The sequence below is a fragment of the Micromonospora sp. NPDC047467 genome (genome assembly GCF_040643095.1).
In the GTDB taxonomy this organism is placed as follows: Bacteria; Actinomycetota; Actinomycetes; order Mycobacteriales; family Micromonosporaceae; genus Micromonospora.
The window spans coordinates 171,870-194,276 of the sequence record NZ_JBEYTO010000010.1; the positions used below are offsets into that span (position 1 = coordinate 171,870).

21 protein-coding genes are annotated in these 22,407 nt (G+C 71.4%); 13 read left to right on the plus strand and 8 right to left on the minus strand.

Annotated features, from left to right (window positions below; translation table 11 throughout):
- Positions 1 to 32 precede the first annotated feature (32 nt).
- Positions 33 to 1,223 carry a threonine synthase gene (locus tag ABZ780_RS25940; RefSeq protein ID WP_357487759.1) on the minus strand — a complete coding sequence of 397 codons (1,191 nt, stop codon included), beginning with the start codon at positions 1,221 to 1,223 and terminating at the stop codon, positions 33 to 35.
- A 14-nt stretch (positions 1,224 to 1,237) separates the two neighbouring features.
- A complete protein-coding gene (locus tag ABZ780_RS25945; protein ID WP_357487760.1) occupies positions 1,238 to 2,287 on the minus strand; it encodes a DNA polymerase ligase N-terminal domain-containing protein in 1,050 nt (349 codons plus the stop codon).
- A 95-nt stretch (positions 2,288 to 2,382) separates the two neighbouring features.
- Here ABZ780_RS25945 and ABZ780_RS25950 point away from each other — a divergent pair, with 95 nt between their 5' ends.
- The 4 genes from ABZ780_RS25950 to ABZ780_RS25965 all read left to right on the plus strand — a co-directional run bounded on the left by ABZ780_RS25950 (position 2,383) and on the right by ABZ780_RS25965 (position 5,093).
- Positions 2,383 to 3,171: an aldo/keto reductase gene (locus tag ABZ780_RS25950; protein WP_357487761.1), complete on the plus strand. Its 789-nt coding sequence runs from the start codon at positions 2,383 to 2,385 to the stop codon at positions 3,169 to 3,171.
- 125 nt (positions 3,172 to 3,296) lie between these two features.
- On the plus strand, positions 3,297 to 3,449 hold the full coding sequence (locus ABZ780_RS25955; RefSeq protein ID WP_357487762.1) for a hypothetical protein: 153 nt from the start codon (positions 3,297 to 3,299) through the stop codon (positions 3,447 to 3,449).
- The gene (locus ABZ780_RS25960) at positions 3,449 to 4,414 is read left to right on the plus strand and encodes an N-acetylmuramoyl-L-alanine amidase (protein WP_357008439.1); all 966 of its coding nucleotides are present in this window, start codon (positions 3,449 to 3,451) and stop codon (positions 4,412 to 4,414) included. Before ABZ780_RS25955 ends, ABZ780_RS25960 begins: the two co-directional genes overlap by 1 nt.
- A gap of 85 nt (positions 4,415 to 4,499) precedes the next feature.
- Positions 4,500 to 5,093, plus strand: coding sequence for a hypothetical protein (locus ABZ780_RS25965; RefSeq protein WP_357487763.1), 594 nt, complete (start codon positions 4,500 to 4,502; stop codon positions 5,091 to 5,093).
- 42 nt (positions 5,094 to 5,135) lie between these two features.
- Here ABZ780_RS25965 and ABZ780_RS25970 read toward each other — a convergent pair whose 3' ends face one another.
- Positions 5,136 to 6,002: an aldo/keto reductase family oxidoreductase gene (locus ABZ780_RS25970; protein WP_357487764.1), complete on the minus strand. Its 867-nt coding sequence runs from the start codon at positions 6,000 to 6,002 to the stop codon at positions 5,136 to 5,138.
- 136 nt (positions 6,003 to 6,138) lie between these two features.
- Between ABZ780_RS25970 and ABZ780_RS25975 the strand changes: the two genes are divergently transcribed.
- A complete protein-coding gene (locus tag ABZ780_RS25975; RefSeq protein WP_357487765.1) occupies positions 6,139 to 6,612 on the plus strand; it encodes a helix-turn-helix domain-containing protein in 474 nt (157 codons plus the stop codon).
- Positions 6,613 to 6,704: 92 nt separating this feature from the next.
- Here ABZ780_RS25975 and ABZ780_RS25980 read toward each other — a convergent pair whose 3' ends face one another.
- On the minus strand, positions 6,705 to 7,835 hold the full coding sequence (locus ABZ780_RS25980; protein WP_357487766.1) for a cellulose binding domain-containing protein: 1,131 nt from the start codon (positions 7,833 to 7,835) through the stop codon (positions 6,705 to 6,707).
- A 300-nt stretch (positions 7,836 to 8,135) separates the two neighbouring features.
- Here ABZ780_RS25980 and ABZ780_RS25985 point away from each other — a divergent pair, with 300 nt between their 5' ends.
- A complete protein-coding gene (locus ABZ780_RS25985) occupies positions 8,136 to 9,248 on the plus strand; it encodes an FAD-dependent monooxygenase (RefSeq protein WP_357008425.1) in 1,113 nt (370 codons plus the stop codon).
- Between the two features lie 128 nt (positions 9,249 to 9,376).
- Complete coding sequence (gene ctaD / locus ABZ780_RS25990; protein WP_357008422.1) at positions 9,377 to 11,137, plus strand: cytochrome c oxidase subunit I; 1,761 nt, start codon at positions 9,377 to 9,379, stop codon at positions 11,135 to 11,137.
- A gap of 554 nt (positions 11,138 to 11,691) precedes the next feature.
- On the opposite strand, the gene ABZ780_RS25995 is transcribed toward ctaD, so the two are convergent.
- Genes ABZ780_RS25995 through ABZ780_RS26010 form a run of 4 tightly spaced genes read right to left on the minus strand, consistent with a single transcriptional unit; the run spans position 11,692 to position 17,611 of the window.
- Positions 11,692 to 12,957: an MFS transporter gene (locus ABZ780_RS25995; RefSeq protein ID WP_357008419.1), complete on the minus strand. Its 1,266-nt coding sequence runs from the start codon at positions 12,955 to 12,957 to the stop codon at positions 11,692 to 11,694.
- Between the two features lie 40 nt (positions 12,958 to 12,997).
- Positions 12,998 to 13,579 carry an isochorismatase family protein gene (locus ABZ780_RS26000; RefSeq protein ID WP_357008416.1) on the minus strand — a complete coding sequence of 194 codons (582 nt, stop codon included), beginning with the start codon at positions 13,577 to 13,579 and terminating at the stop codon, positions 12,998 to 13,000.
- A gap of 50 nt (positions 13,580 to 13,629) precedes the next feature.
- Positions 13,630 to 14,916: a nicotinate phosphoribosyltransferase gene (locus ABZ780_RS26005; protein ID WP_357008413.1), complete on the minus strand. Its 1,287-nt coding sequence runs from the start codon at positions 14,914 to 14,916 to the stop codon at positions 13,630 to 13,632.
- Between the two features lie 16 nt (positions 14,917 to 14,932).
- Positions 14,933 to 17,611 carry a LuxR C-terminal-related transcriptional regulator gene (locus ABZ780_RS26010; protein WP_357008410.1) on the minus strand — a complete coding sequence of 893 codons (2,679 nt, stop codon included), beginning with the start codon at positions 17,609 to 17,611 and terminating at the stop codon, positions 14,933 to 14,935.
- A 196-nt stretch (positions 17,612 to 17,807) separates the two neighbouring features.
- Here ABZ780_RS26010 and ABZ780_RS26015 point away from each other — a divergent pair, with 196 nt between their 5' ends.
- The 6 genes from ABZ780_RS26015 to ABZ780_RS26040 all read left to right on the plus strand — a co-directional run bounded on the left by ABZ780_RS26015 (position 17,808) and on the right by ABZ780_RS26040 (position 22,261).
- Positions 17,808 to 19,355 carry a hypothetical protein gene (locus ABZ780_RS26015; RefSeq protein WP_357487767.1) on the plus strand — a complete coding sequence of 516 codons (1,548 nt, stop codon included), beginning with the start codon at positions 17,808 to 17,810 and terminating at the stop codon, positions 19,353 to 19,355.
- A gap of 148 nt (positions 19,356 to 19,503) precedes the next feature.
- The gene (gene clpS, locus ABZ780_RS26020; protein ID WP_357487768.1) at positions 19,504 to 19,794 is read left to right on the plus strand and encodes an ATP-dependent Clp protease adapter ClpS; all 291 of its coding nucleotides are present in this window, start codon (positions 19,504 to 19,506) and stop codon (positions 19,792 to 19,794) included.
- Positions 19,795 to 19,796: 2 nt separating this feature from the next.
- Positions 19,797 to 20,291: a DUF2017 domain-containing protein gene (locus ABZ780_RS26025; protein WP_357009528.1), complete on the plus strand. Its 495-nt coding sequence runs from the start codon at positions 19,797 to 19,799 to the stop codon at positions 20,289 to 20,291.
- 52 nt (positions 20,292 to 20,343) lie between these two features.
- Positions 20,344 to 20,832, plus strand: a complete 489-nt coding sequence (locus ABZ780_RS26030; protein WP_357487769.1) for a M67 family metallopeptidase — start codon at positions 20,344 to 20,346, stop codon at positions 20,830 to 20,832.
- Positions 20,833 to 20,900: 68 nt separating this feature from the next.
- Positions 20,901 to 21,284 (plus strand): MoaD/ThiS family protein, encoded by a 384-nt coding sequence (locus ABZ780_RS26035; protein WP_357487770.1) that lies wholly within the window; start codon positions 20,901 to 20,903, stop codon positions 21,282 to 21,284.
- 11 nt (positions 21,285 to 21,295) lie between these two features.
- The gene (locus ABZ780_RS26040) at positions 21,296 to 22,261 is read left to right on the plus strand and encodes a pyridoxal-phosphate dependent enzyme (protein ID WP_357487771.1); all 966 of its coding nucleotides are present in this window, start codon (positions 21,296 to 21,298) and stop codon (positions 22,259 to 22,261) included.
- The last annotated feature ends 146 nt before the right edge of the window (positions 22,262 to 22,407 follow it).

A 22,407-nucleotide genomic window follows, 5' to 3' on the forward strand; every position in this document is an offset into this window, starting at 1 on the left:
CGCGGCCCACACGGCCCGCCGGTGCTGCCGGCTCAGGTCAGCACGGGTACGCCGGAGACATCCACCGTCTCCGGATACTTCAGACCCGCGCCGGTGTTGAGCACGACCACCCGCTCCCCGGCCCGGATCCAGCCGCCGGCGCGCAGGTGCCGGGCCGCCGTCAGGCAGGCGGCACCCTCCGGGCAGAGCAGCAGCCCCTCGCGGGCGGCGAAATCGCGCAGGTCGGCCAGGATCTCGGCGTCGTCGACGGCGACCGCGGTGCCGGCGGACTCCCGCAGCGCGGCCAGGATCAGCTCGTCGCCCAGCGGCGCCGGCACGGTGATGCCGAACGCCACGGTGTGCGCGTCCTCCCACGGCCGAGCCCGATCCTCGCCAGCGGCGAACGCCCGCACGATCGGCGCGCAGCCGGTCGACTGCACCGCCACCAGCCGGGGCAGCTTGTCGCCCACCCAGCCCAGCTCCCGCATCTCGTGCAGCGCCTTGTGGATGCCGATCAGACCGACCCCGCCACCCGTCGGATAGATGATCACATCCGGTATCTGCCAGCCGAGCTGTTCGACGATCTCGTACCCCATCGTCTTCTTGCCCTCCAGGCGGTAGGGCTCGCGCAGCGTGCCGGCGTCGAAGATCGCCCCGCCCGACTCCGCGATCAGCTCGGCCACCCGCCGGCCCGCGTCGCTGATCAGCCCGTCAACCAGGCGCAGGTCGGCACCGGCAGCCACGCACTCGCGCCGGCAGATGCTCGGCGCCGCCAGCGGCATCACGATGGTGGCTCCCATCCCCGCCCGCGCCGCGTACGTCGCCCAGGCCGAGCCGGCGTTGCCGTTGGTGGGCATCGCGATCCGCTCGACGCCCAGCTCACGCGCCCGGCTCACACCCACCGCCGCGCCGCGCGCCTTGAACGAGCCGGTCGGGATCAACCCCTCGTCCTTGACCATCAGGTCCGCGATGCCGATCTCGGCGCCGTACGCGGGGGCGCGCAGCAGCGGCGTCCACCCCTCGCCCAGCGTGGTGACGTGCCGGGGGTCGGCGACCGGCAGCAGCTCCCGGTAGCGCCACAGGTCGGCCGGGCGCAGCGGAAAGCGCTCCGGGCTGACCGCCTTCGCCACCGCCGGCAGGTCGTAGCGCGCCAGCAGCGGAGAGCCGCACTCGCACAGATTCTGCAACTGGTCGGCGGCGTGCTCCCGGCCGCAGCGTGGGCAGTCCAGGTGGGTCAGGTACACGTCGCTCCTCGCCATCAGACGGCGTCGATGCTCTGCCAGCGTCGGCTGCGCCGGCCCGGCTCGTAGACCGAATCCAGCCGCTTGGCGACCACACCGGGCAGGCCCTGCTCGCGGCCGGTACGCAGCGCCTCGTCGCCGGCACCGGGAAACCACGGCGGAGTCTGCCAGTGCGTACCGGTCAACGCCAGCCCATCGAGCAGTTCCCGGCGTTGCGCGTACGGCACGTCGACGCTGCTCACGCCCTCCAGCCACAGCAGGTCCACGAGCAGGTACGCCGCACCGGCCGGGACCCGACTGCCGCCGGCTGGGCGGATCGGGCGCACCCGACCGGCGCTGTCGATGCGGACCAGCACGCCGTCGAGCACCGCCTCGGTCGGCGCCAGCGCCTCGGCCATCGCGCGCAGCCACGGGTACCCGCCGGTGATCTCCTCGTCGGTCTCGGAGAGCAGCCGCAGCCGCCCTCCGGAGACGTACGCCATCGCCCGGACGCCGTCCCAGCGCAGCTCGTACCCCCATTCGGCGCGGTCACGGGGCAGCCTGGCGGCCGGCGTGGCGTGCATCGGGCGGATCAGTTCGGGCATCGGCGTCCAGCCGGGCGGCGCCGGATCGGTGCGCCGGACCATCCAGTCCTTGCCGCCGGTGGCGAACAGCACGTAGCGGCCGGCGGTCCGTTCACCCGAGAGGGTCACGATCACCTCGTCGTCGCGCCACTTCTCGCGGCGGTAGGTGCCCCGGTCGTGGATGACCATCCGGCCGCCCCCGTACTCGCCGGCTGGGATCTCGCCGGAGAAGTCCAGGTATTCCATCGGGTGGTCCTCGGTGTGTACGGCGAGGTGGTTGCGACCGGGGTCGCGGGGCAGGCCGCGTGGCACCGCCCAGGACGCGAGCACGCCCTCGTGCTCCAGGCGCAGATCCCAGTGCAGGCTGCGGGCGTGGTGCTGCTGGATGACGAAGCGGCCCTCGCCGTCGGCGGGCTCGGCCGACGTCGGGCTGCGCGCCGGCACCGGCTCGGGCGTGCGGGTCGCGTCCCGCCGGCGCCGGTACTCATCCAGCCGGTCCGTCACACCCCGCATTCTCCGGCAAAGCGGACCGTCGCGCTGCCTGCCCGAGTGTCCGGTTCGCTCGGCGGCTGGGGTCGCGGCGGGGTAAAACGGTCCTCATGGACCACATCGACCAGCCCACCGCCCTGCTCCCCGGCGACGTGCGGATGCCCCTGCTCGGCTTCGGCACCTGGCAGGCCACCGGCCGGGCGGGCTTCGAAGCCGTGCTGGCCGCGCTCGACACCGGCTACCGGCACCTCGACACGGCCACCATGTACGGCAACGAGCGGGAGGTCGGCCGGGCGGTCCGGGAGAGTGGGCTGCGCCGGGAGGACATCTTCATCACCACCAAGCTCCCGCCGGACCGGGTGGGCCGGGAACGAGAAACGCTGGAGGCCAGCCTGGAGGCGCTCGGCGTCGACCAGGTGGACCTCTGGTTGATCCACTGGCCGCCGTCGTCGCCGGGGGACAGCATCCCGATGTGGCGGGAGTTGCTGGCAGCCCGGGACGAGAACCTCGCCCGTGCGGTCGGGGTGAGCAACTACAGCACCGCGCAGATCGACGAGCTGATCCAGTCGACCGAGGAGAATCCGGCGGTCAACCAGATCCGCTGGGGTCCGATGCTGTACGACCGGCAGCGGCACGCCGAGCACCGGGACCGGGGTGTGGTGCTGGAGGGGTACAGCCCGTTCAAGACCACCGACCTCAGCGACCCGGTGTTGACCCGGATCGCCGGCGCGCACGGCGTCTCGCCGGCCCAGGTGGTGCTGCGCTGGCACATCGACCACGAGATCGTGGTGATCCCGAAGTCGGTGACGCCCGAGCGGATCAGCGCCAACTTCGACGTCTCCCACTTCTCGCTGACGGCGGAGGAGATGCGCGACATCGACGCGCTCGGCGGCGCCTGATACGGCGGATTCCTTCAGTCGACGGATGGTGATTGAAGGGTATCGACATAGACGTTCGTGACGGTATAGCGTGCCGTCATCGCGTTCGTCGATGCGTACGAACCCGCCGTCGCTGGAGGATCGCCATGGCCCGATCACCATCCATCCGTCTGCGCCGCCGCGGGGTGCTCGGCATCCCCGCCCTGGTGGCCGCCGCTCTGACCGTCGTCGCCCGGCCCACCTCGGCGAGCGCCGCACCGAAGGCCGAGTGCCTGGCCGACCTGCTCGGTGAGTCCTGATGGCCACCGTGGGATGGCTCGTGGACGTGCTGCGCGCCGCCGGGGTCCAGGTCGTCGTCGAGGGAGACTGGCTCAACCGCATGCGGCCGGGCTCCTTCGACCCCATCGGGGTGCTCTGGCACCACACCGCCTCGACCTCCAGCGCCAGCAACCCGCACCCGGCGCTCGGCATCTGCATCAACGGCCGGTCCGACCTGCCCGGCCCGCTCTGCCAGGCGCTCGTCGACTACAACGGCGTCTTCCACGTCATCTCGGCCGGCAGGTGCAACCACGCCGGAGTCAGCGGCGGCAGCGGGCCGATCCCCGCCGGGGACGGCAACACCCTCATGATCGGCTGGGAGATCGACTACAACGGCGTCAGCCAGGAGATGACCGCCGCGCAGTACAACGCGTCGATCGCCGCCACCGCCGCCGTGCTCAAACGGCTGGGCCGGGACAGCAGCTACGCCCGGGGCCACCGGGAAACCAGCACCACCGGCAAGATCGACCCGTCCTTCATCGACCTCAACGTCATGCGCGCTGACGTGGCGGCGAAGATGGCCGGCGGCGGCACCGCCTGGTCGTCCATCGCCGACAACACCACCGCCGGCCGGTTCACCGCCAGCGCCAACTGGGGTGTGTCGACGTACTCCGGGCAGCGGTACGGCGCCGACTACCGGTACGCGGACCCCGTCGCGAGCAGCGACGTCGCGTGGTACCGGTTCAACGTCCCGGCCACCGCCAGTTACCGCGTCGAGGCGTGGTGGCCGGCGAACTCCGGCTACAACAGCGCCACCCCGTACATCGTCGCCACCAGCAGTGGCAACCGGACGGTCACCGTCGACCAGCGGGCCACCGGCGGCCAGTGGCGCGTCCTCGGCACGTTCACGCTGCCGGCTGGCGACGCCAACCGGGTCGGCGTGAGCCGGTGGAGCAGCGCCACCGGCCTGGTCATCGCCGACGCCGTCCGGCTCACCCGGGTCTGACCGCGTCCGCCGCCCGACCCAAACCGGGCAGCGGACGGCGGCGTAGACATTTAAGGTCATTGCTTCGTACGAACGAAGGAGCATTGTGATCCGCTTCCGCGACATCCTGGCCGTCGGCGTCATCACCGCCGCCACGGTCGCGCTGGCCGCCGCTCCGGCGCAGGCCGACAGCGTCAGCCGGTATGCCCATGCCCACTTCGACGGCGAAGGCGGCAGCATGTTCGTCGACGTGACGCGGCCAGCTGTCGGAGCCACCGTGGTGGACGTCGAGTGGCAGAGGAGTGTCTGTGGCACCACGGATGGCGTATACGCCTGTGACAGCGTCCACCGCGTGGCTTACGACGTGCCGGTCACCCGCTTCTCGTTCTCGTTGACCGGTGCCAAGCTCACCGCGACGGTGCCATACCAGGAGCGTCAGCGACACTGCGAGGTGATCAACGAGGACGAGGTCTGCGACGGGTGGCAGGAGAGCACGGGCAGCACCACCCTCAAGGTCACCTGGGCGGCACTCGACGAGCCGCTTCGGCGCGAGCGGTGGACGGGCGAGGACGGCACCGTCCACATCACCACGTCGGCGTGGACAACTGTCTCGGGCAGCGGTTTTGGCAGCTCGTACGACGATCCGGCCAGCAGCTTCGGCCAGTTGTCCCGGTCGCGGTCCATTCCGCCAGCCGCCTGAGCGAGCCTCGAACTGGGGGCGTGACCTGACGGTCACGCCCCCTCAGCTGCCGATCTTGTCCAGTTCGGCAAGATCCTCCTCGGAGAGCGTGAGCGCCGCGCCCGCGACGTTCTCACGCAGGTGCGCGGTCGACGACGTACCCGGGATGAGCAGGATGTTCGGCGAGCGTTGCAGCAGCCAGGCCAGGGCGACGGACATCGGCGTCGCGGCCAACCGGGTGGCCACGGACTCCAGCGCGGAGGACTGCAGTGGGCTGAAGCCGCCGAGGGGGAAGTAGGGCACGTAGGCGATGCCCTGCTCGGCGAGTACGTCGATCAGCTTGTCGTCGTTGCGGTGCGCGAGGTTGTACATGTTCTGCACGCAGACGATCGGCGCGATGGCCTGTGCCTCGGCGACCTGCTCCGCGGTCGCTGTGCTCACACCGAGGTGCCGGATCAGGCCCTGCTGTTGGAGTTCGACGAGCGTCTCGAACGGCTCGGCGAGCGAGCCGGGCTGGGGTCCCGCAGCGTTGCCGAGCCGGAGGTTGACCAGGTCGAGCACCTCGACTCCGAGGTGTTCCAGGTTTTCGTGCACGGCCCGGCGTAGGTCCTCGGGCTTGCGGGCCGGCGGCCAGCCGCCCTGTGGGTCGCGGGTCGCGCCAACCTTGGTCACGATGTGCAGCGAGTCGGGGTAGGGGTGCAGCGCCTCGCGGATCAGGTGGTTGGTGATGTGTGGGCCGTAGGCGTCGCTGGTGTCGATGTGGGTGATGCCGAGATCGACGACCTCCTTGAGCACGGCGAGTGCGCCGTCGTGGTCGGCGGGCGGCCCCATGACCCCGGGGCCGGCGAGCTGCATGGCACCGTAGCCGAACCGGGTGACGGTCAGGTCGCCCAGCGTCCAGGTGCCGCCGGGAAGGGAGGTGGAGAGCATTGCGTACCTCAGGTTTCGTCGTGGTCCAGGCGCCGCTCGCGCCTGGCGGTTCCTCCTCCACGATGGGGGTGTAACTTTCCGATGGGAAGTAGGCACCTGAAAGTGCGTAGCGCACCTACGGTCACAGGAGCGGTCGATGGCAACGATGACGGCGGCGCAGAAGAGGGCCCAGGCCAGAGCGGAATATGACGCCTTCCTGGCGGAATGCCCCAGTCGCCAGCTGCTGGACCGTCTCTCCGACAAGTGGGTCGCGTTGATCCTGGCCGCGCTGGGTAACGACGGCTCGCACCGGTTCGGCGCCGACTGCGCCGGCGAGCCCCGGGCGTTGCGCTACTCGGAACTGTCCCGCCTGCTGGCCGGCGTCAGTCAGAAGATGCTCACTCAGACGCTGCGCGCCCTGGAACGGGACGGTCTGATCACCCGCACTGCGATGCCGACCGTGCCCGTCACGGTCTCCTACGAGCTGACCGAGCTGGGCCGCTCACTGCACCAGACGATGCGCGGCCTCAAGATCTGGGCCCAGGCGCACATGGACGACGTGTTCGCCAACCGCGAGACGTACGACACCCGCGCCAGCGGAGAGCGCACGCCGAGCGCTGCGGGGGCGTGAGCGCCGGGTACGAATCGGCCCCGCCAAGCTGTGCCTGGCGGGGCCGACAGTTGAACAACTCTCTGGGCGTCACCGGTCACGCCCGGTCGTGCTCAGGTGCGCGAGCAGGTTGCCCCGTTGAGCGAGAAGCTGGTCGGGGACGAGTACGACCCGTTCAGGGTGCCCTGGTAGCCGAAGCTGGCCGTGCCGCCGGGTGCGATCGATCCGTTGTGGCCGACGTTGCGGGCAGTCACCGCGGAGCCGCTCTGGTTGACCGTGGCGTTCCAGGCGTTGGTGACGGTCTGGCCGCTGGGCAGCGTGTAGTTGAGCGTCCAGCCGTTGATCGCGCTGGACCCGGTGTTGGTGATCTGCACGTCGGCGGTGAAGCCGTTGTTCCACGAGTTCGGCGTGTACTTCACCGCGCAGCCCGAGCTACCGCCCGGCGGCGGCGTGGTCCCCGGGGGCGGGGTGGTGGGGTTGTTGCCGCCGCCGTTGACGTTCGCGGAGAACGAGGTCACCGCGAGGCCGGCGCCGCCCTGCCAGGGCTCGAAGCCGGCCTGGATGCTGGTCAGGTACCAGCTGTTGGTGATCGCGCCCCGGTTGCGGACGTCGTTGATGAACTCCAGCACGCTGAAGTTCAGGCTGGAGATCGCCGACGGCGCGACGTACGAGATGACGTTGTTCCCACCGTTGTTGCCCTGCCAGACCTCCCAGGTCCGGCCGGCGAGGGTGGTGTTGCCGACCCGGGAGCCGATGGGCTGGATCGAGCCCTGCCGGTTGAGCCAGATCATGATCTCCATCTGGTTCACGCCGTCGCGCTTGGGTGACGGGTCCAGCCAGATGTCGTACGACGCGTTGTAGATGGCGCCGCTGACGTACCGGTAGTTGATGCTGCTGGTGGCGCTGCTGATCTGGCTCACCTGGATCGGCAGGTTCGTGCCGGGGGAGCAGTTGGTGTAATGACAACCGAAGAACACCGAGGGGTACGCCGTGGGCGCGCCGTTGGTGGGGTTGCTGCCGTTCTGCGTGGTGATCTCGAAGCCGGTGCTGGTGACGTTGATGCACTGCTGGGCGGTGGTGCCCCAACGGTTGTTCTGCGCCACGTACCGGCCCTGGATGGTGGTGGAGCCGTACTGCTCGCAGATCTGCGTGTCGGCGGAGGCGGTGCCGCCGAGGGCCACGGCGACGAGCGAGCTCGTGAGTAGCAGCCCGGCGACGGCCAGGGCCCGAAGTTGACGTTTCATGACGCTCCTTGACTCGGCGCGTGCCGGGCGCCGGATGTGGTGGGGCGGTGCGGGAGCGCTCCCACGCTCAATGACACATTTACATGCCTGAAATTCTGGCGCAACCGCATGTACCAAACTGGTGAATTGTGAGGATTGCCACCCCGCGCCGGACGGCTGCCACGGGACGGCCAGCTAAGCGACTCGAGCCGCCGACGAGCGCCGCCGGGCCGGCCGATTGGGGCCTGGTGTGCACCGATAGCTCCGAGTAGCGTGTTGCCTCCAACGCGTGCCGTAACCCCTCCGGAGGCGTACACCACCATGGGTGGCTCCCCCCTGCGCATCCTCGTCGTCGGCGCGGGCATCGCCGGCCTGGCCGTGGCCCGGGCGCTACGCCTGGCGGGCTTCCGGCCCGACGTCACCGACAAGCTGCCGCCGGGTGAGTCCACCGTGACCGGGCTCTACCTGCCCGGCAACGCCGCCCGCGCGCTGCACCAGCTCGACCTGCACGACCCGGTCCGCCCACTCGGGCAGGTCATCCACCGGCAACGCTTCTTCGACGCGACAGGCGCGCCGCTGTGTGAGGTGGACCTCGACACCCTCTGGGCCGGCGTCGGCGAATGTCGGGCGCTGCCCCGGGCGGACCTGCACCAGGTGCTGCTTAGCGGCGCCGGCGGCGCCGTCCGCCACGGCGCCGAGGTCCGCACCCTGGACCTGCTCCCGCGCGCGGTCGGCGTCACCTTCACCGACGGCACCACCACCGAGTACGACCTGGTCATCGGCGCCGACGGGCCACGTTCCTCGGTCCGTTCGCTGGCCGCGCTCGGCGGACCGCCCCGCCCCGTCGGGCAGGTCGTCTACCGGGCCGTGCTGCGCGACGGCCCACCCGTGAGTGAGTGGACCGCACTGCTCGGGCAGCGCTCCGGTCTGCTGTTGGTGCCGATCGGCGAGGGCCGGCTGCACTGCTATGCCGACGAGGCCGGCACCGAGCCGCCCGTCGACCCGCTGGCCCGGCTCCGCGAACTCTTCGGCGACTACCGGGGCCCCGTGCCCGAGGTGCTGGAGATGCTGACGCCGGACCAGGTCCACGTAGGGCTCACCGACGAGGTGGAGTTGGGTCGCTGGTACCGGGGCCGGGTGCTGCTGGTCGGTGACGCCGCGCACGCCACCGCGCCGACCCTGTCGCAGGGTGCCGCCATGGCACTGGAGGACGCCGTGGTGCTGGCCGAATCGCTGCGCGCCGCCGGCAGTGTCGAGGCGGCGCTGGTGGCGTACGAGAGTCGTCGCCGACCACGTACCCGATGGGTGCGGGACCGGACCCGCGACCGCAACCGGACCAGGGACGTGCCGCCGGCGCTGCGCGACCCGCTGCTGCGCGGACGCGGCGGTCGGATCTTCGGGGAGCACTACCGGCTACTGGTCGGCCCGCTGTAGGCCCGTAGTAGATCGTGTCACGCCACCCCACGCGGCGCTGCGACCTGCCGGGGACTATCCTCCCTACGGATGACGGCCCGCAGATAACCAGCGTGTGCCGAGCGACAACCGAGAACCGGAGGCCACTCGTGACCACCGTCGCACCCAAGCCGGTCGTGACCCGGCCCTGGCCGGTCCGAGAGCCGGTCAAGGGGTCGGCCATCGCCCGGCTGCTGCGGACCACGGACGCGAAGCAAATCGGGATCATGTACATGGTCACCGCGTTCGTGTTCTTCATGATCGGTGGCCTGATGGCCCTGGTCATGCGGGCTGAGCTGGCTCGACCCGGGCTGCAGTTCCTGTCGCCCGAGCAGTACAACCAGCTCTTCACGATGCACGGCACGATCATGCTGCTGTTCTTCGCGACACCGATCGTGTTCGCCTTCGCGAACTACATCGTGCCGATCCAGATCGGCGCGCCCGACGTTTCCTTCCCCCGCCTGAACAGCTTCGCCTACTGGCTGTACCTGTTCGGCGGCACGATGGCGACCGCCGGCTTCATCACCCCGGGTGGCGCCGCCGACTTCGGCTGGTTCGCGTACGCGCCGCTGAGCAGCGTCGAGCACTCGCCCGGCGTCGGCGCCAACATGTGGGTCATGGGCCTGGCCATCTCCGGCCTGGGCACCATCCTCGGCGCGGTGAACATGATCACCACGATCCTTACCCTGCGTGCGCCCGGCATGACCATGTTCCGGATGCCGATCTTCACGTGGAACATCCTGGTCACCAGCCTTCTGGTGATCCTGGTCTTCCCGCTGCTGGCCGCCGCGCTCTTCGCGCTCGCCGCGGACCGCATCCTCGGCGCCCACGTGTACGACCCGGCGACCGGTGGGCCGATGCTCTGGCAGCATCTGTTCTGGTTCTTCGGCCACCCCGAGGTGTACATCGTCGCGCTGCCGTTCTTCGGCATCATCAGCGAGGTCATCCCGGTCTTCTCCCGCAAGCCGATCTTCGGCTACAAGGGTCTGGTCGCCGCGACCATCGCGATCGCCGCGCTCTCCATGAGCGTCTGGGCGCACCACATGTTCGCCACCGGTCAGGTGCTGCTGCCGTTCTTCAGCTTCCTGAGCTACCTGATCGCCGTGCCGACCGGTATGAAGTTCTTCAACTGGATCGGCACCATGTGGCGGGGCCAGATCAGCTTCGAGACGCCCATGCTCTGGGCGGTCGGCTTCCTGGTCACGTTCCTCTTCGGTGGTCTGACCGGTGTGCTGCTGGCCAGCCCGCCGCTGGACTTCCACGTGTCGGACTCGTACTTCGTGGTGGCCCACTTCCACTACGTGCTCTTCGGCACCATCGTGTTCGCGGTCTTCGCCGGCATCTACTTCTGGTTCCCGAAGATGTTCGGCCGGATGCTCGACGAGCGCCTGGGCAAGGTGCACTTCTGGCTCACCATGATCGGCTTCCACACCACCTTCCTGGTGCAGCACTGGCTCGGCAACGAGGGCATGCCCCGCCGGTACGCCGACTACCTGCCCAGCGACGGCTTCACCACGCTGAACATGATCTCGACGGTCGGCGCGTTCATCACCGGTATCTCCACGCTGCCGTTCATCTACAACTGCTGGAAGTCGTACAAGACCGGCCCGGTCGTCGAGGTGAACGACCCCTGGGGTCACGGCAACTCGCTGGAGTGGGCGACCAGCAGCCCGCCCCCGCTGCGCAACTTCGACCGGATGCCCCGGATCCGCTCCGAGCGGCCGGCGTTCGACGCGAAGTTCCCGGAGTTGGCCGCTGGCGGCCAGAGCCTGGCCGGCCCGCCGGAGGGTGGCTCCAAGCCGCTCACCAGCGAGTCGGACGGCGGTGCCAGCTACCGCGAGGACACCGCCAGCGACATCGACCGGCACTGACGCTCAACTGAGCCCTACGACGGGCGCCGCCCCCGGATCCACGGGAGCGGCGCCCGTCGCCATGTCCGGGCACCACCGCGCGCATACCGAACCGGCGACCCGCAGCGCCCCCGCACGTCGCGGCCTGCGCTGCCCTGTCCGTGCTGGTGTGCCCGCGCTTCTGTGGCCGTGCTGCTCGGGTCGTGCTGCTCGGGTCGTGCTGCTCGGGTCGTGCTGCTCCGGCCCGGCATCGGCGGGCCGTTCGCCGTCTCGACCGGGCGACAGCGGCGGGCCAGGTCGACGGCGGCGGGCCCGGGGGGCAAGTGCCAAACGAGCGTGATGTCTGTGAGACATCAAAATGTCTCACAGACATCACGCTCGTTGGCGGGCTTACCCCCTGGTGGCGCCTGGGCTCGCCCCGACGGTCACGGCGCAGAACGGGCGGTCAGCGGGTGGGCGGTTAGCGGGGGCGACCAGCGTGGGCGGTCGGCGTATTGGTGGTCGGTGTGGGCGGTCGGCGTGCGGTCCGTCAGCGTGGGCGGTCGTGCGTGCGGGCCTGTCGGCGCGGGCGGTGGTCAGCGGGTGGCGGGAGTGAGGTCTGGTTCGGGTTGCGGTAGGGGTACCGCGCTGGCGTCGGTGCTGGCGGCGGCGTTGCGGCGGCGGCGCAGCTCGATCGGGAGCACGACCAGGGTGACCAGCGCACCCAGCGCGCCGGTCACCACGAAGCCCCAGAGCGGCGAGCTGGCGTCGATCACCGCGCCGGCGAGCGGTGCGCCCATCGCGATGCCGACGGTGACGGCGGAGCCGTGCAGGCCCATGGCTTCGCCGCGTACCTCGGCCGGGGCCAGTCGGCTGACGGCGTCGGAGGAGGCCGCGATGGTCGGTGCGCAGAGCGCCCCGGCCGGGATCAGTGCCAGGCAGAGCAGCCACCAGTGCCCGCCGCCCAGCCCGACCGGGATGGTGCACAGGGCCAACGCCCCGGTCAACGCCAGCGGGGAGATCGAGCGGTGCACAGCCCCGTAGGTGAATCCGCCGGCCAGCGAGGCTACCGCCCAGACGGCCAGCACCGCGCCGGTCCAGCCGACCTCGTCGCTGGCACGCAGGACGGCGACCACTGCCACGTCCGTGCCGCCGAGCACCAGGGTCGCGGCGGCGCTGAGCGCCAGGACGGCGAGCAGTTGGGGCGTCAACCACTCCTGGTACGGCACCCGGCGGCGCGGGCCGACCGGCTCGGCCGCGCCGCGAATCGGCGGGTTGAGCAGCCATAGGGCGATCCCGGCGGCAACGATCCCACCGCCGACGAGGTACATGGTGGTCTGCGCCGAGATCGCGGTAACCAGGGCGACGGCCAGCGCTGGGCCGATCATGAAGGACAGCTCGACCGACATTGAGTCCAACGCGTACGCCGGTCGCCGTTGATCTTCCGGAACCAGCGCGGCGATCGACTGGCGGACCACCGAGAAGATGGGCAGGGCCAGCGAGCCGGCCACGAAGGCGGTAGGCAGCAACAGCGCGTACGGCAGCGACGGCGCGGTGCTCCAGAACGCGGCCTCGGCGATCGCCGTGAGCACCAGCACCGGGCGCAGACCGCGTCGGTCCACCAGCCGGCCGAGCAGCGGGCCGCCGATCGCCGCGCCGACGGTGATGGCCGCGCCCACCAGGCCCGCCGCCCCGTAGCCCCGGTCGAGGTCCAGAACCACGTGAAAGGTCAGGGTGACCCCGGTCGCGGTGAGCGGGATGCGGGCGAGGACGGCGATCAGCAACAGCGACCGCAGGCCGGGCAGGGCGAGCGCTGTCCGGTAAGGCTTCATGTTCACGTCGGTCCGTACCTCCGGCGACATCTTCGACCGGCGGCGGACCGATGGCCAGCCAATTACCGCGTCATGCGGCCCTGATCACAGGCGCGCCGTGCAGGGTCACTCCGGCGCCGTCCATCGCCCGCAGCGCCACGTCGGTGGTCGCCGGAGCGACCGCGGCGGTCAGCTCCAGCAGCACGGTGGTGGCGAAGCCCTCCCGGGCGGCGTCCAGCGCGGTGGCCCGGACGCAGTGGTCGGTGGCGATTCCGACCACGTCGACCCGGTCCACGTCGTGCCGGCGCAGCCAGTCGGCCAGGCACTCGCCGTCGTCGGCGTGCCCCTCGAAACCGGAGTACGCCGCCGCGTGCTCGCCCTTGTGGAAGATCGCCTCGACGCGCCCGGTCGCCAGGTCGGGGTGGAACTCCGACCCGCTGGTGCCGACCACACAGTGCCGGGGCCAGGACTCCACGAAATCCGGTGGGTCGCCGAAGTGCGCGCCCGGGTCGACGTGGTAGTCCTTCGTGGCGACCACGTGGTCCCACCGGTCCGGCTCGCTGGCGAGCAGCCGGGAGATGCCGGCGGCCACCCCGGCACCCCCCGCGACGGCCAGTGAGCCGCCCTCGCAGAAGTCGTTCTGTACGTCCACGATGATCAGCGCGTTGGCCATCGGGGTCCCTCTCCTCTTGCTCGGGTCAGCGGCAGCGGTCCTGGACGAACTCAGGCGGCGGGTAGGACGGTGACCGGCACGGCCGGGTCGCCGGCCGACAGCTTCAGCCCCTCCCACGGGATGGAGATGAGACATTCCCGCAGGTGCGCCCGCGACTCGTCGAGGGTGGGCAGGGTCACCGGCTCGCCGTCGACCACGTACGACCGCTGGAGCATCCGGTCGTTGGCCTGCCGATCCGGCACGCCCTGCGGGACGATGATCTCCTCGGTGGCGGTGCCGGTCGGCTTGTGTCGGCGGACCGCGACCTTCCGGCCGCCGATGGTCGCCTTGTGTTCGGAGCGCTTCACCACGGGCCGGCCCTCGACCTCGACGAGCTTGTAGACCAGCCCGGCGGTCGGTGCCCCGGAGCCGGTGACCACGGCGGTGCCCGCGCCGTACATGTCGACCGGCTCGGCGGCCAGCGCGGCGATGGCGTACTCGTCCAGGTCACCCGAAACGATGATCTTGGTTTCGGTCGCGCCCAACGAGTCGAGCAGTTCGCGGGACTGCTGGGCGATCACCGCCAGGTCACCCGAGTCGATCCGTACCGCCCGCAGGTCCGGCCCGGCCACCGCGATGGCGTTGCGGATGCCCTGGCTGATGTCGTACGTGTCGACAAGCAGCGTCGTGTCCTTGCCCAGCGTGGCCACCTGCGAGGCGAACGCCGCCCGCTCGTCGTCGTGCAGCAGGGTGAACGCGTGCGCCGCAGTGCCGGCCGTGGGGATGCCGTAGCGCGCACCGGCGGCGAGGTTGGAGGTGAACCGGAACCCGGCCAGGTACGCGGACCGCGCCGCGGCCACCGCCGCCTCCTCGTGTGCCCGACGCGACCCCATCTCGATCAGCGCCCGGCCCCGAGCCGCGGTCACCATCCGGGCCGCCGCTGCCGCCACCGCGCAGTCGTGGTTGAGCACCGAGAGCGCCAGCGTCTCCAGCACCACGCACTCGGCGAAGCCACCGGAGACGGTGAGAATCGGCGAGCCGGGGAAGAACAGCTCACCCTCGGCGTACCCGTCGATGTCGCCGGTGAAGCGGTAGTCGGTGAGCCAGGCCGCCGCCGCGTCGTCGACCACGCCCGTCCGGCGCAGGAAGTCGACCTCGGCCGGGTCGAACCGGAAGTCGCGGATCAGGTCGATCAGCCGGGCGGTGCCGGCGACCACGCCGTACCGACGGCCGGTCGGCAGCCGGCGGCTGAACACCTCGAAGACGCATCGGCGGTCAGCGGTGCCGTCCTTCAGCGCGGCGCTGACCATCGTCAGCTCGTAGTGGTCGGTCAACAGCGCGGGGCGGAGGTTGCTCACCGCCCCAGCCTAAGGTTCAGCCCGCGTCGCCGCCCTCGTGGCCCGGGATCGACCGTAGTGCGGCCCACAACTCGGCCCGGCCGGTCACGCCGAGCTTGGTGTAGATCCGCTGAAGGTGGTTCTCCACCGTGCGTGCGGAGAGGTAGAGGCGCTCGGCGATGGCCTTGCTGGCCGCGCCGTGCGCGGCGAGGCGGGCCACCTGCCACTCGCGTTCGGTCAGCACCGGCGCCCCGGCGCGCAACGCTGGCGTGCGGATCAGGTCACAGCGGCCGAGCAGCCCGGCCAGCCGCTCCCGGGCCTCGCCGGCCGCCACGGAGTGCTGCTGGCGCAGCAGGTGCAGGGCCTGAGCGGTGGCCTCGGCGGCGTACACGGTCAGCTCCAGCGCGGCGTAGTCGTCGGCGGCCGCGAGCAGACCCGTGGCGGAGTTGGTCACCGCGGCCCGGGCGTGCCGGGCCAGCAGTGGCGGTAGCACCCCGTCCACCCGCTCGGAGAGCTCCGCGAGGCGCTGCGCCACGGTGCGCCGGCTGCCGTCGGAGCAGGTGGGCCCGGTCGGTGCGCCGGCCTGGTCCAGCCGGACCAGGTCGTGCAGGACGTGCACCTCGTGCCCGGCGAAACCGTCCGCCCGCAGCCTCTCGGCCAGGTCGCTGAACTGCTTGACCGCGCCCGGCAGGTCACCCGACGCGGCGAGCATCGCGCCCCGGGCCTGCTCCAGCCACGGGTAGAGCACCGCCATGCCCGGTGCGTGGGTGCGGTCGGCCTCGGCCATCGCCTCGGCGGCCTGCGCCGCGTCACCGCGCAACGCCGCCGCCTGGGCCCGTTCGGCCTGGGCCAGACCGGCGTAGACCCGGCTGGTCGCGAGCACCGCGCAGGCGCCCAGCGAGGTGCGCATCGCCGCGTCGCTCTGCCCGCGCAGCCGCGCCGCGTACGCCTGGAGGATGGCCAGGTAGCCGGTGCCGAGCCGGAAGTCGCCGGCGCCCGCGAGGTCGGCGAACTCGTCGGCCACGATCGCGTCGATCCCGACCAGGTCGCCGGTGAGCATCAGCCGGGTGCCCCGGGCCAGCTCCAGGGCCAGTTGCAGGTACGGCATGTCGGTGCGCCAACTGGCCGCCGAGGAGTGCACCTGGGCGATCGCCGCGCCGCTGCGGGACAGCTCGCCCTGCGCGGCCTGGACGTGCGCGATGGTGCTGCGGGCCAGCTCGCGGGCGGCGACGCTGGCCGCCGGCCGGTCCAGCACGCGCTGGCTCAGCCGCACGGCGGTGGCCGTGTCCAGCCGGTGCAGGCGCATGATCGCCTCGAAGGCGTGCACGCGCGCCCGGTCGGCGGAGTCGCCGAGCTGCTCGACCCGGCTCGCGATCTCCTCCACCGTGGACTGCCGGCTCAGCCCCCAGTAGCTGACCATTCCGCGGACGGTCAGCCACCGGCAGAGCCGGCGCTCGTCGCCGGGTTCGAGGGTCACCGCGTCGAGGACGGTGATCGCCTCGTCCGGCCGGTCGGCGAACATCAGGATGGTGGCCAGCAGCTCCGCGGCGTCCGAGCCGCCGTCGGCGTCCAACGCGGCGCGGGCCAGCCGAGTCGCCAACGGCACGTCGTAGCGGGTGAACGCCTGCACCGCGGCGTCCACCAGCAGGGTGGCGTCCTGTGCGGTGCCCGAGTCGAGTCGCCACACCGCCACCCGCAGCAGGTCGTCGCGGCGACGCTTGCCGACCCGCTCCAGCAGCTCGGCGAGGTGCGCCTGTAGTCGGCGGGTGCGGCTGACCGGGCAGCGGCGGCGCATCACCTCGCCGTAGAGCGGATGGGCCAGCCGTACGTTGGTGCGCCGGTCGTGCTGCACGACGGTGATCAGACCGCGTTCCTCGGCGGTCTCCACATCGGACGGATTGGCGGCCTGGTTGAGCAGGTGCAGGCCGAGTGGTTCGCCGAAGGCGACCAGTTCGACGACGGTGCGGACGCCGTCGGTGAGCTGCCCGACGCGGGTGTCGATCAGCTCGGTCAGGCTGGGCGCCAGCTCCAGCCGGCCAGTCCACTTCCAGATGCCGTAGGTGCGCTTCAACTCCTCGCTGCCGTTGGCGGCGTGCACCAACTCGCGTAACAGCAGTGGGTTGCCGGCGGACAGGCGGCCGAGCCGGTCGGCGGAGCCGGCGTCGACCGGGCCGCCCAGGATCGCCGCCAGCAGGCCGGCGGTCTCCGACGGTGGCATCGGGGTCAGCTCGACATGCTCGACCAGGTCGTCCGTCCAGAGTGCGCGGATCGGCAGCGGGATCTGTTCGCCGTCGCGCAGGGTGCCGACGACTGTCGCGTTGTCGGTGCGGGCGACCAGGTGCACCAGCGCCGCCGAGGGCGGGTCGAGCAGGTGCGCGTCGTCGATCGCGAGCACGATCCGTCGGCCGGCGGCCTGCTGCTGCAGAACGCTGAGCGCCCAGCGCAGAATGCCGGCGGGGGAGAGGCCCTGGGGCTGCTCCGCGGGGAGGACCTGCACGAGCCCACCGAAGGGCAGCGCGGCCGTGGTGGCGCTTGCCGCGATGGACCAGATCGCATACCGGTCGGTGGGCAGCGCGTTGACACCCTCGCGCAGCAGCCGGCTCTTGCCGATGCCCGCGCTGCCGCTGAAGAAGAGCCCTCGGCCGGCCTCGCCGGTCACCGCCGCCAACAGGCGGTTGAGTTCATCGGTCCGGCCGACGAACTTCCATCGACTCATCCGCGCAGCATATCCATCGAATTCCGTCCGCGCTCGTACCGTCACGCACCGAAGTTGAGTAGTGGCACAATTACCCATGAGTATCCGAGTGTTCTGCCTGGTCGGCGGGCCGCCCGTAGTCTTCCGGCATCCGGGTACCGTCACCGGAGTTTCCACCCGACCGGCCCGACCGGTCGCCTGCCCCGGGAGGCACCTGATGCAGCAGGGCCCTCTCCCCTCGGTCGATTCGTCGGCCAACCTGGCCAGCCCAGCCAACCTGCCGACCTGCGGCCCGTTGCCCGACGAGGTCGGTGTGACAGGCCCCGGCTCCCAGGAGCCGCTCGGCGTTGTCGCTGTCGGTCCGGCCGGCGCCGACCGGCGCGCGGTCCTCGCCACCCTCGTCGGGCTCGACCCGGTGATGCTCACCGTGCCGGCGGGCAGCTGGCTGGTGGTGCGGCACGCCAAGGTGCCCACCCGGGCGGCGTTCGTGCCCGGCTACCGGCAGCCGCATTCGTACGGCGCGGACCGCGACGCCGCCGGCCCGGCCCTGGCCCGCCCGCCGCGACGGGTCGAGTTGAGCGTGCCCGAGCCGCTGCTGCGGCACTTCACCCTGATCGACACACCCGACACGGGAACGCTCGGTGTCGCCGGCGTGCGGGTGCTGCTCGACGCCGTCGGCCGGGCCGGCGCGCTGCTCTTCGTGATCGCGGCCGACCAGGCGTTCACCGCCCCGGAGCTGAACCTGCTCGCCGAGGTGGCCGCGTCCCCCGTGGAGGTCGTCTTCGCGGTGACTCCCGGCGCGGCGGGTTGGGCCCCGCCGACCGACAGCGCGGTGACGACCCAGGACGCGGGGTTGTCCGCCCCGCCGGCCGGCGGGCCCCCTGGCGAGGTGGACTCGATCGCGGTGACGGTGGCGGCGCACCGGGCGGCGCTGCTGGCCGCCGTGCCATCCCTGGCCGGCGCGCGGTGGTTCCCGATCGACGGCGTGGACTCCGCCGACCTGCGCCGGGCGCTGGTGGGTTGGTCGGCGGGCGAGGGGCTGCAGCGGGCCAGCACCGATCCGCCGGTGTTGCCGGGCCAGCACGACCGGGTGCCGGTGGTCGCCGACCCGGGGGACTGGTCCGGGCAGCTCGACCGGCGGAGCCGTTCCTGCGCCCAGCGGATCCGCCAGCACCTCGCCCTGGAGTTGGCGAACATCCACCTGCGGGCCGTCCAGGAGATCGTCTTCGGGGTCGGCTGCGCCGGCCTGCCGGATCTGCTGGACCGGGAGATGGCGGCCCTGTCGCTGCTGGCCACCGCGCAGTGCGATCAGGCGGTGCGGCGCATCCTGGACGACGCCGCCACCCAGGTGCTCGGCGCGCCGCCGGTCGAGGGCGTACGCCGCCGGATCGCCACGGCCGTGCAGTACGGCCTGGTGGACCACCGACCCGGCCGTGACCTGGACCGGGTCCTGCTGATCACCAGTACGGCCGGTGTGGCCAGGCTGACCGGCGCCGAGGCGATCGACGCGCTGGCCAGCTACCCGACGGCGTACCGCGACGAGGTGCTGCCGCCGGTCGCGGTGGCGCTCTCCGGTGGTTGCTGGCAGCAGTGGCGTGCCCCGGGCAACGACGACCACAGCGCCGCGCGGGCGTGGTCCCAGCGGGCGCTGCGGGAGGTCGAGTTGGAACTTTCCCGGGAGATCTCCCGACGGTTCGAGGTGATCCGCCTCTCTCTGGGCGTGGTGCTCTCCGATGCGGTCGACCACGGCCTTCTGCTCGCCTGATGCCGTGGTTGTCCGCTGTCGCGGGTGCCTACCATGCCTCGTTTCCGACGGTGGCCGGGGTGGTTCCGGGGCGGCCGGGACGGGCGATCCGCGACGAGCCGGCGTTCCGGTTCCTCGGTTCCGGGAAACCGGTGGCACGATGGGGGGCATGGCGGCTCCGCAGGTTGCACCGGTCGAGATGTCGGCCACCGACGAGGTGCCGGCGGCGGACCAGCAATGGGTGACGATCGTGTGGGACGACCCGGTCAACCTGATGACGTACGTGACCTGGGTGTTCCAGAAGCTGTTCGGCTACAGCCGGGAGAGAGCGGAGCAGCTCATGCTGGACGTGCATCACAAGGGCCGTGCCGTGGTCTCCACGGGCGCCCGGGAGCGGATGGAGCACGACGCGTCGCAGTTGCACGCGTACGGGCTGTGGGCGACGGTGGACAAGTCGTGAGCATGTTCCGCCGCCAGGCCGGCCGTTACGTCGCCACCTTCGCGGTCGACGAGGTGCGGGTGCTGCGCAAGGTCGCCTCCGAGGTGGTGGGTCTGCTCACCGACGGGTTCGACCACACCGACCCGGTCGTGGGCCGGCTCTTTCCGGCGGTCTACCCCCAAGACGCGCCCGGCACCGCCGAGTTCCGCCGCTACACCGAGGGCGACCTGAAGACCGCCAAGATCGACCAGGCGGGGGCCATCCTGGCCGCGCTGCCCGACGAGGCGGGCGGCGAGGTGCGGTTGGACGCCGAGGCGGCCGAGGCGTGGCTGCGGGCGTTGAACGACGCGCGGCTGGCGATGGGCGTCCGGCTGGAGATCAAGGACGGCACCGACCTGGGCGAGGAGTTGGACGACGCGGTGGCCGAGGACCCGGCGTCCAGCCGGGTGTTCCAACTGTCGGTCTACGCGTACCTCGGATATCTACAGGAGTCGCTGCTCAACGCCTTGATCGACTAGGCGTGACCGGCACCACTTCAGGCCCCGCCCAGCACGGGTTAGGCTGGTACACGTGCTGAGCATCGAGCGGTCGATCATCGACGCGATCGTCGCCCACGCGCGCCGGGACCACCCCGACGAGGCGTGCGGCGTCGTCGCCGGCGCCATCGGCAGCGACACCCCGACCCGGCACATCCCGATGGACAACGCGGCGCGGTCGATGACCTTCTACGAGTTCGACTCGATGGAGCAGCTGCGGGTGTGGCGGGAGATGGACGACCGGGACGAGGAGCCCGTGGTCATCTACCACTCGCACACCGCCACCGAGGCCTACCCGTCCCGCACGGACGTCTCCTTCGCCGGTGAGCCGGGGGCGCACTACCTGCTCGTCTCGACCCGTGAGCCCGACTCGGAGGAGATCCGGTCGTTCCGGATCGTCGACGGCGTGGTGACCGAGGAGCCGGTCCGGATCGTGGAGGCCGGGGTCGACCCGCACGCCGTGCAGTCCTACATGTTCGGGCAGAGCCCGGCGACGGTCGACTACGAGTGTTCCGACCGCTGACCCGTCAGCGTCCGCACCCGTCTCACGTCCCGTCACCGTTGGCACACCCGAATGAGGAGCACGACATCATGGCCATCGAGGTTCGCATCCCCACCATCCTGCGCAGCTACACCGGCGGCGCGAAGGTCGTCGAAGGGGCTGGCGACACCCTGGGCGACCTGCTCAGCGACCTGGACTCCCGGCACGCCGGGCTGCGCGGCCGGCTGATCACCGACGCCGGCGCGCTGCACCGCTTCGTGAACGTCTACATCAACGACGAGGACGTCCGCTTCCTCGGCGCGCTCGACGCCAAGCTCGCCGACGGCGACAGCGTCACCATCCTGCCGGCCGTGGCCGGCGGCGCGTTCGGCTTCGCCGCCGCTGCGGCGATCAGTCAGCACAGCGCCGCCGCTGCGGCGATCAGCCAGCACAGCGGCACGGCAGCGGCCCGCGCCGCCGTCGCCGCCCGCTGAGGTCGGTAGCCATGGCGCGGTACGACAGCCTGCTCGACGCCTGTGGGGGCACGCCGCTGGTCGGCCTGCCCCGGCTCTCCCCGACGGTTCCCGACGGCGCACCACCGGTGCGGCTCTGGGCCAAGTTGGAGGACCGGAACCCGACGGGCAGCATCAAGGACCGCGCGGCGCTGTTCATGGTTCGCGCGGCCGAGGAGGCGGGCCGGCTCCGCACAGGTGACACGATCCTAGAGCCGACCAGCGGCAACACCGGCATCTCGCTGGCGATGGTGGCCAAGCTGCGGGGATACCGGCTGGTCTGCGTGATGCCCGAGAACGTCTCCACCGAGCGGATCCAACTGCTCCGGATGTACGGGGCCGAGATCATCTTCTCGTCGGCGGCGGGCGGTTCCAACCAGGCTGTCGCGACCGCCAAGCAGATCTCCGCCGAGCATCCCGACTGGGTGATGCTCTACCAGTACGGCAACGAGGCGAACGCGCGGGCGCACTACGAGACGACCGGGCCGGAGCTGCTGCACGACCTGCCCACCATCACGCACTTCGTGGCCGGGCTGGGCACCACCGGCACCCTGATGGGCACCGGGCGTTACCTGCGGGAGAAGGTCGAGGGCATCCAGGTCGTGGCGGCCGAGCCGCGTTACGGCGAGCTGGTCTACGGGCTGCGCAACATCGACGAGGGGTACGTGCCGGAGCTCTACGACGCGTCGGTGTTGTCGCGGCGGTTCTCGGTCGGCACCCGGGACGCGGTGTTGCGCACCCGTCAGCTCGTCGACGTGGAGGGCATCTTCGCCGGCTTCTCCACGGGCGCCATCCTGCACGCCGCGCTCGCGGTGGCGCACGAGGCGGTCCGTGACGGTCGCCGCGCCGACGTGGCCTTCGTGGTGTGCGACGGCGGCTGGAAATACCTGTCCACCGGCGCGTACGGCGGCACGCTGGCCGATGCCGAGGACGCCCTGGAGGGTCAGCTCTGGGCCTGACCGCTGTGGTCTGCCCGTACGGGCCGTCGGCGTGCGCGTCGGCGGCCCGTCACGCTGCCCCGCCTTGCTGTGAGCAGGTGTCACGTTCGTGACAAGTTCGAGTGGATGATTCTGGTCGTCGGGCACCCCGGCGTAGGCTGCGCAGC

Excerpts from the sequence above, each read along its gene's own strand:
- ABZ780_RS26025 (WP_357009528.1), top strand. The coding sequence starts at position 19,797 with ATGTTCCGCCGCCAGGCCGGCCGTTACGTCGCCACCTTCGCGGTCGAC.
- ABZ780_RS26000 (WP_357008416.1), bottom strand. The coding sequence starts at position 13,579 with ATGGCCAACGCGCTGATCATCGTGGACGTACAGAACGACTTCTGCGAG.
- ABZ780_RS25980 (WP_357487766.1), bottom strand. The coding sequence starts at position 7,835 with ATGAAACGTCAACTTCGGGCCCTGGCCGTCGCCGGGCTGCTACTCACG.
- ABZ780_RS26035 (WP_357487770.1), top strand. The coding sequence starts at position 20,901 with ATGGCCATCGAGGTTCGCATCCCCACCATCCTGCGCAGCTACACCGGC.
- ABZ780_RS25955 (WP_357487762.1), top strand. The coding sequence starts at position 3,297 with ATGGCCCGATCACCATCCATCCGTCTGCGCCGCCGCGGGGTGCTCGGC.
- ABZ780_RS25960 (WP_357008439.1), top strand. The coding sequence starts at position 3,449 with ATGGCCACCGTGGGATGGCTCGTGGACGTGCTGCGCGCCGCCGGGGTC.
- ABZ780_RS26010 (WP_357008410.1), bottom strand. The coding sequence starts at position 17,611 with ATGAGTCGATGGAAGTTCGTCGGCCGGACCGATGAACTCAACCGCCTG.
- ABZ780_RS25985 (WP_357008425.1), top strand. The coding sequence starts at position 8,136 with ATGGGTGGCTCCCCCCTGCGCATCCTCGTCGTCGGCGCGGGCATCGCC.
- ABZ780_RS25975 (WP_357487765.1), top strand. The coding sequence starts at position 6,139 with ATGGCAACGATGACGGCGGCGCAGAAGAGGGCCCAGGCCAGAGCGGAA.
- clpS (WP_357487768.1), top strand. The coding sequence starts at position 19,504 with ATGGCGGCTCCGCAGGTTGCACCGGTCGAGATGTCGGCCACCGACGAG.
- ABZ780_RS25950 (WP_357487761.1), top strand. The coding sequence starts at position 2,383 with ATGGACCACATCGACCAGCCCACCGCCCTGCTCCCCGGCGACGTGCGG.
- ABZ780_RS25995 (WP_357008419.1), bottom strand. The coding sequence starts at position 12,957 with ATGTCGCCGGAGGTACGGACCGACGTGAACATGAAGCCTTACCGGACA.
- ABZ780_RS26040 (WP_357487771.1), top strand. The coding sequence starts at position 21,296 with ATGGCGCGGTACGACAGCCTGCTCGACGCCTGTGGGGGCACGCCGCTG.
- ABZ780_RS25970 (WP_357487764.1), bottom strand. The coding sequence starts at position 6,002 with ATGCTCTCCACCTCCCTTCCCGGCGGCACCTGGACGCTGGGCGACCTG.
- ABZ780_RS26015 (WP_357487767.1), top strand. The coding sequence starts at position 17,808 with ATGCAGCAGGGCCCTCTCCCCTCGGTCGATTCGTCGGCCAACCTGGCC.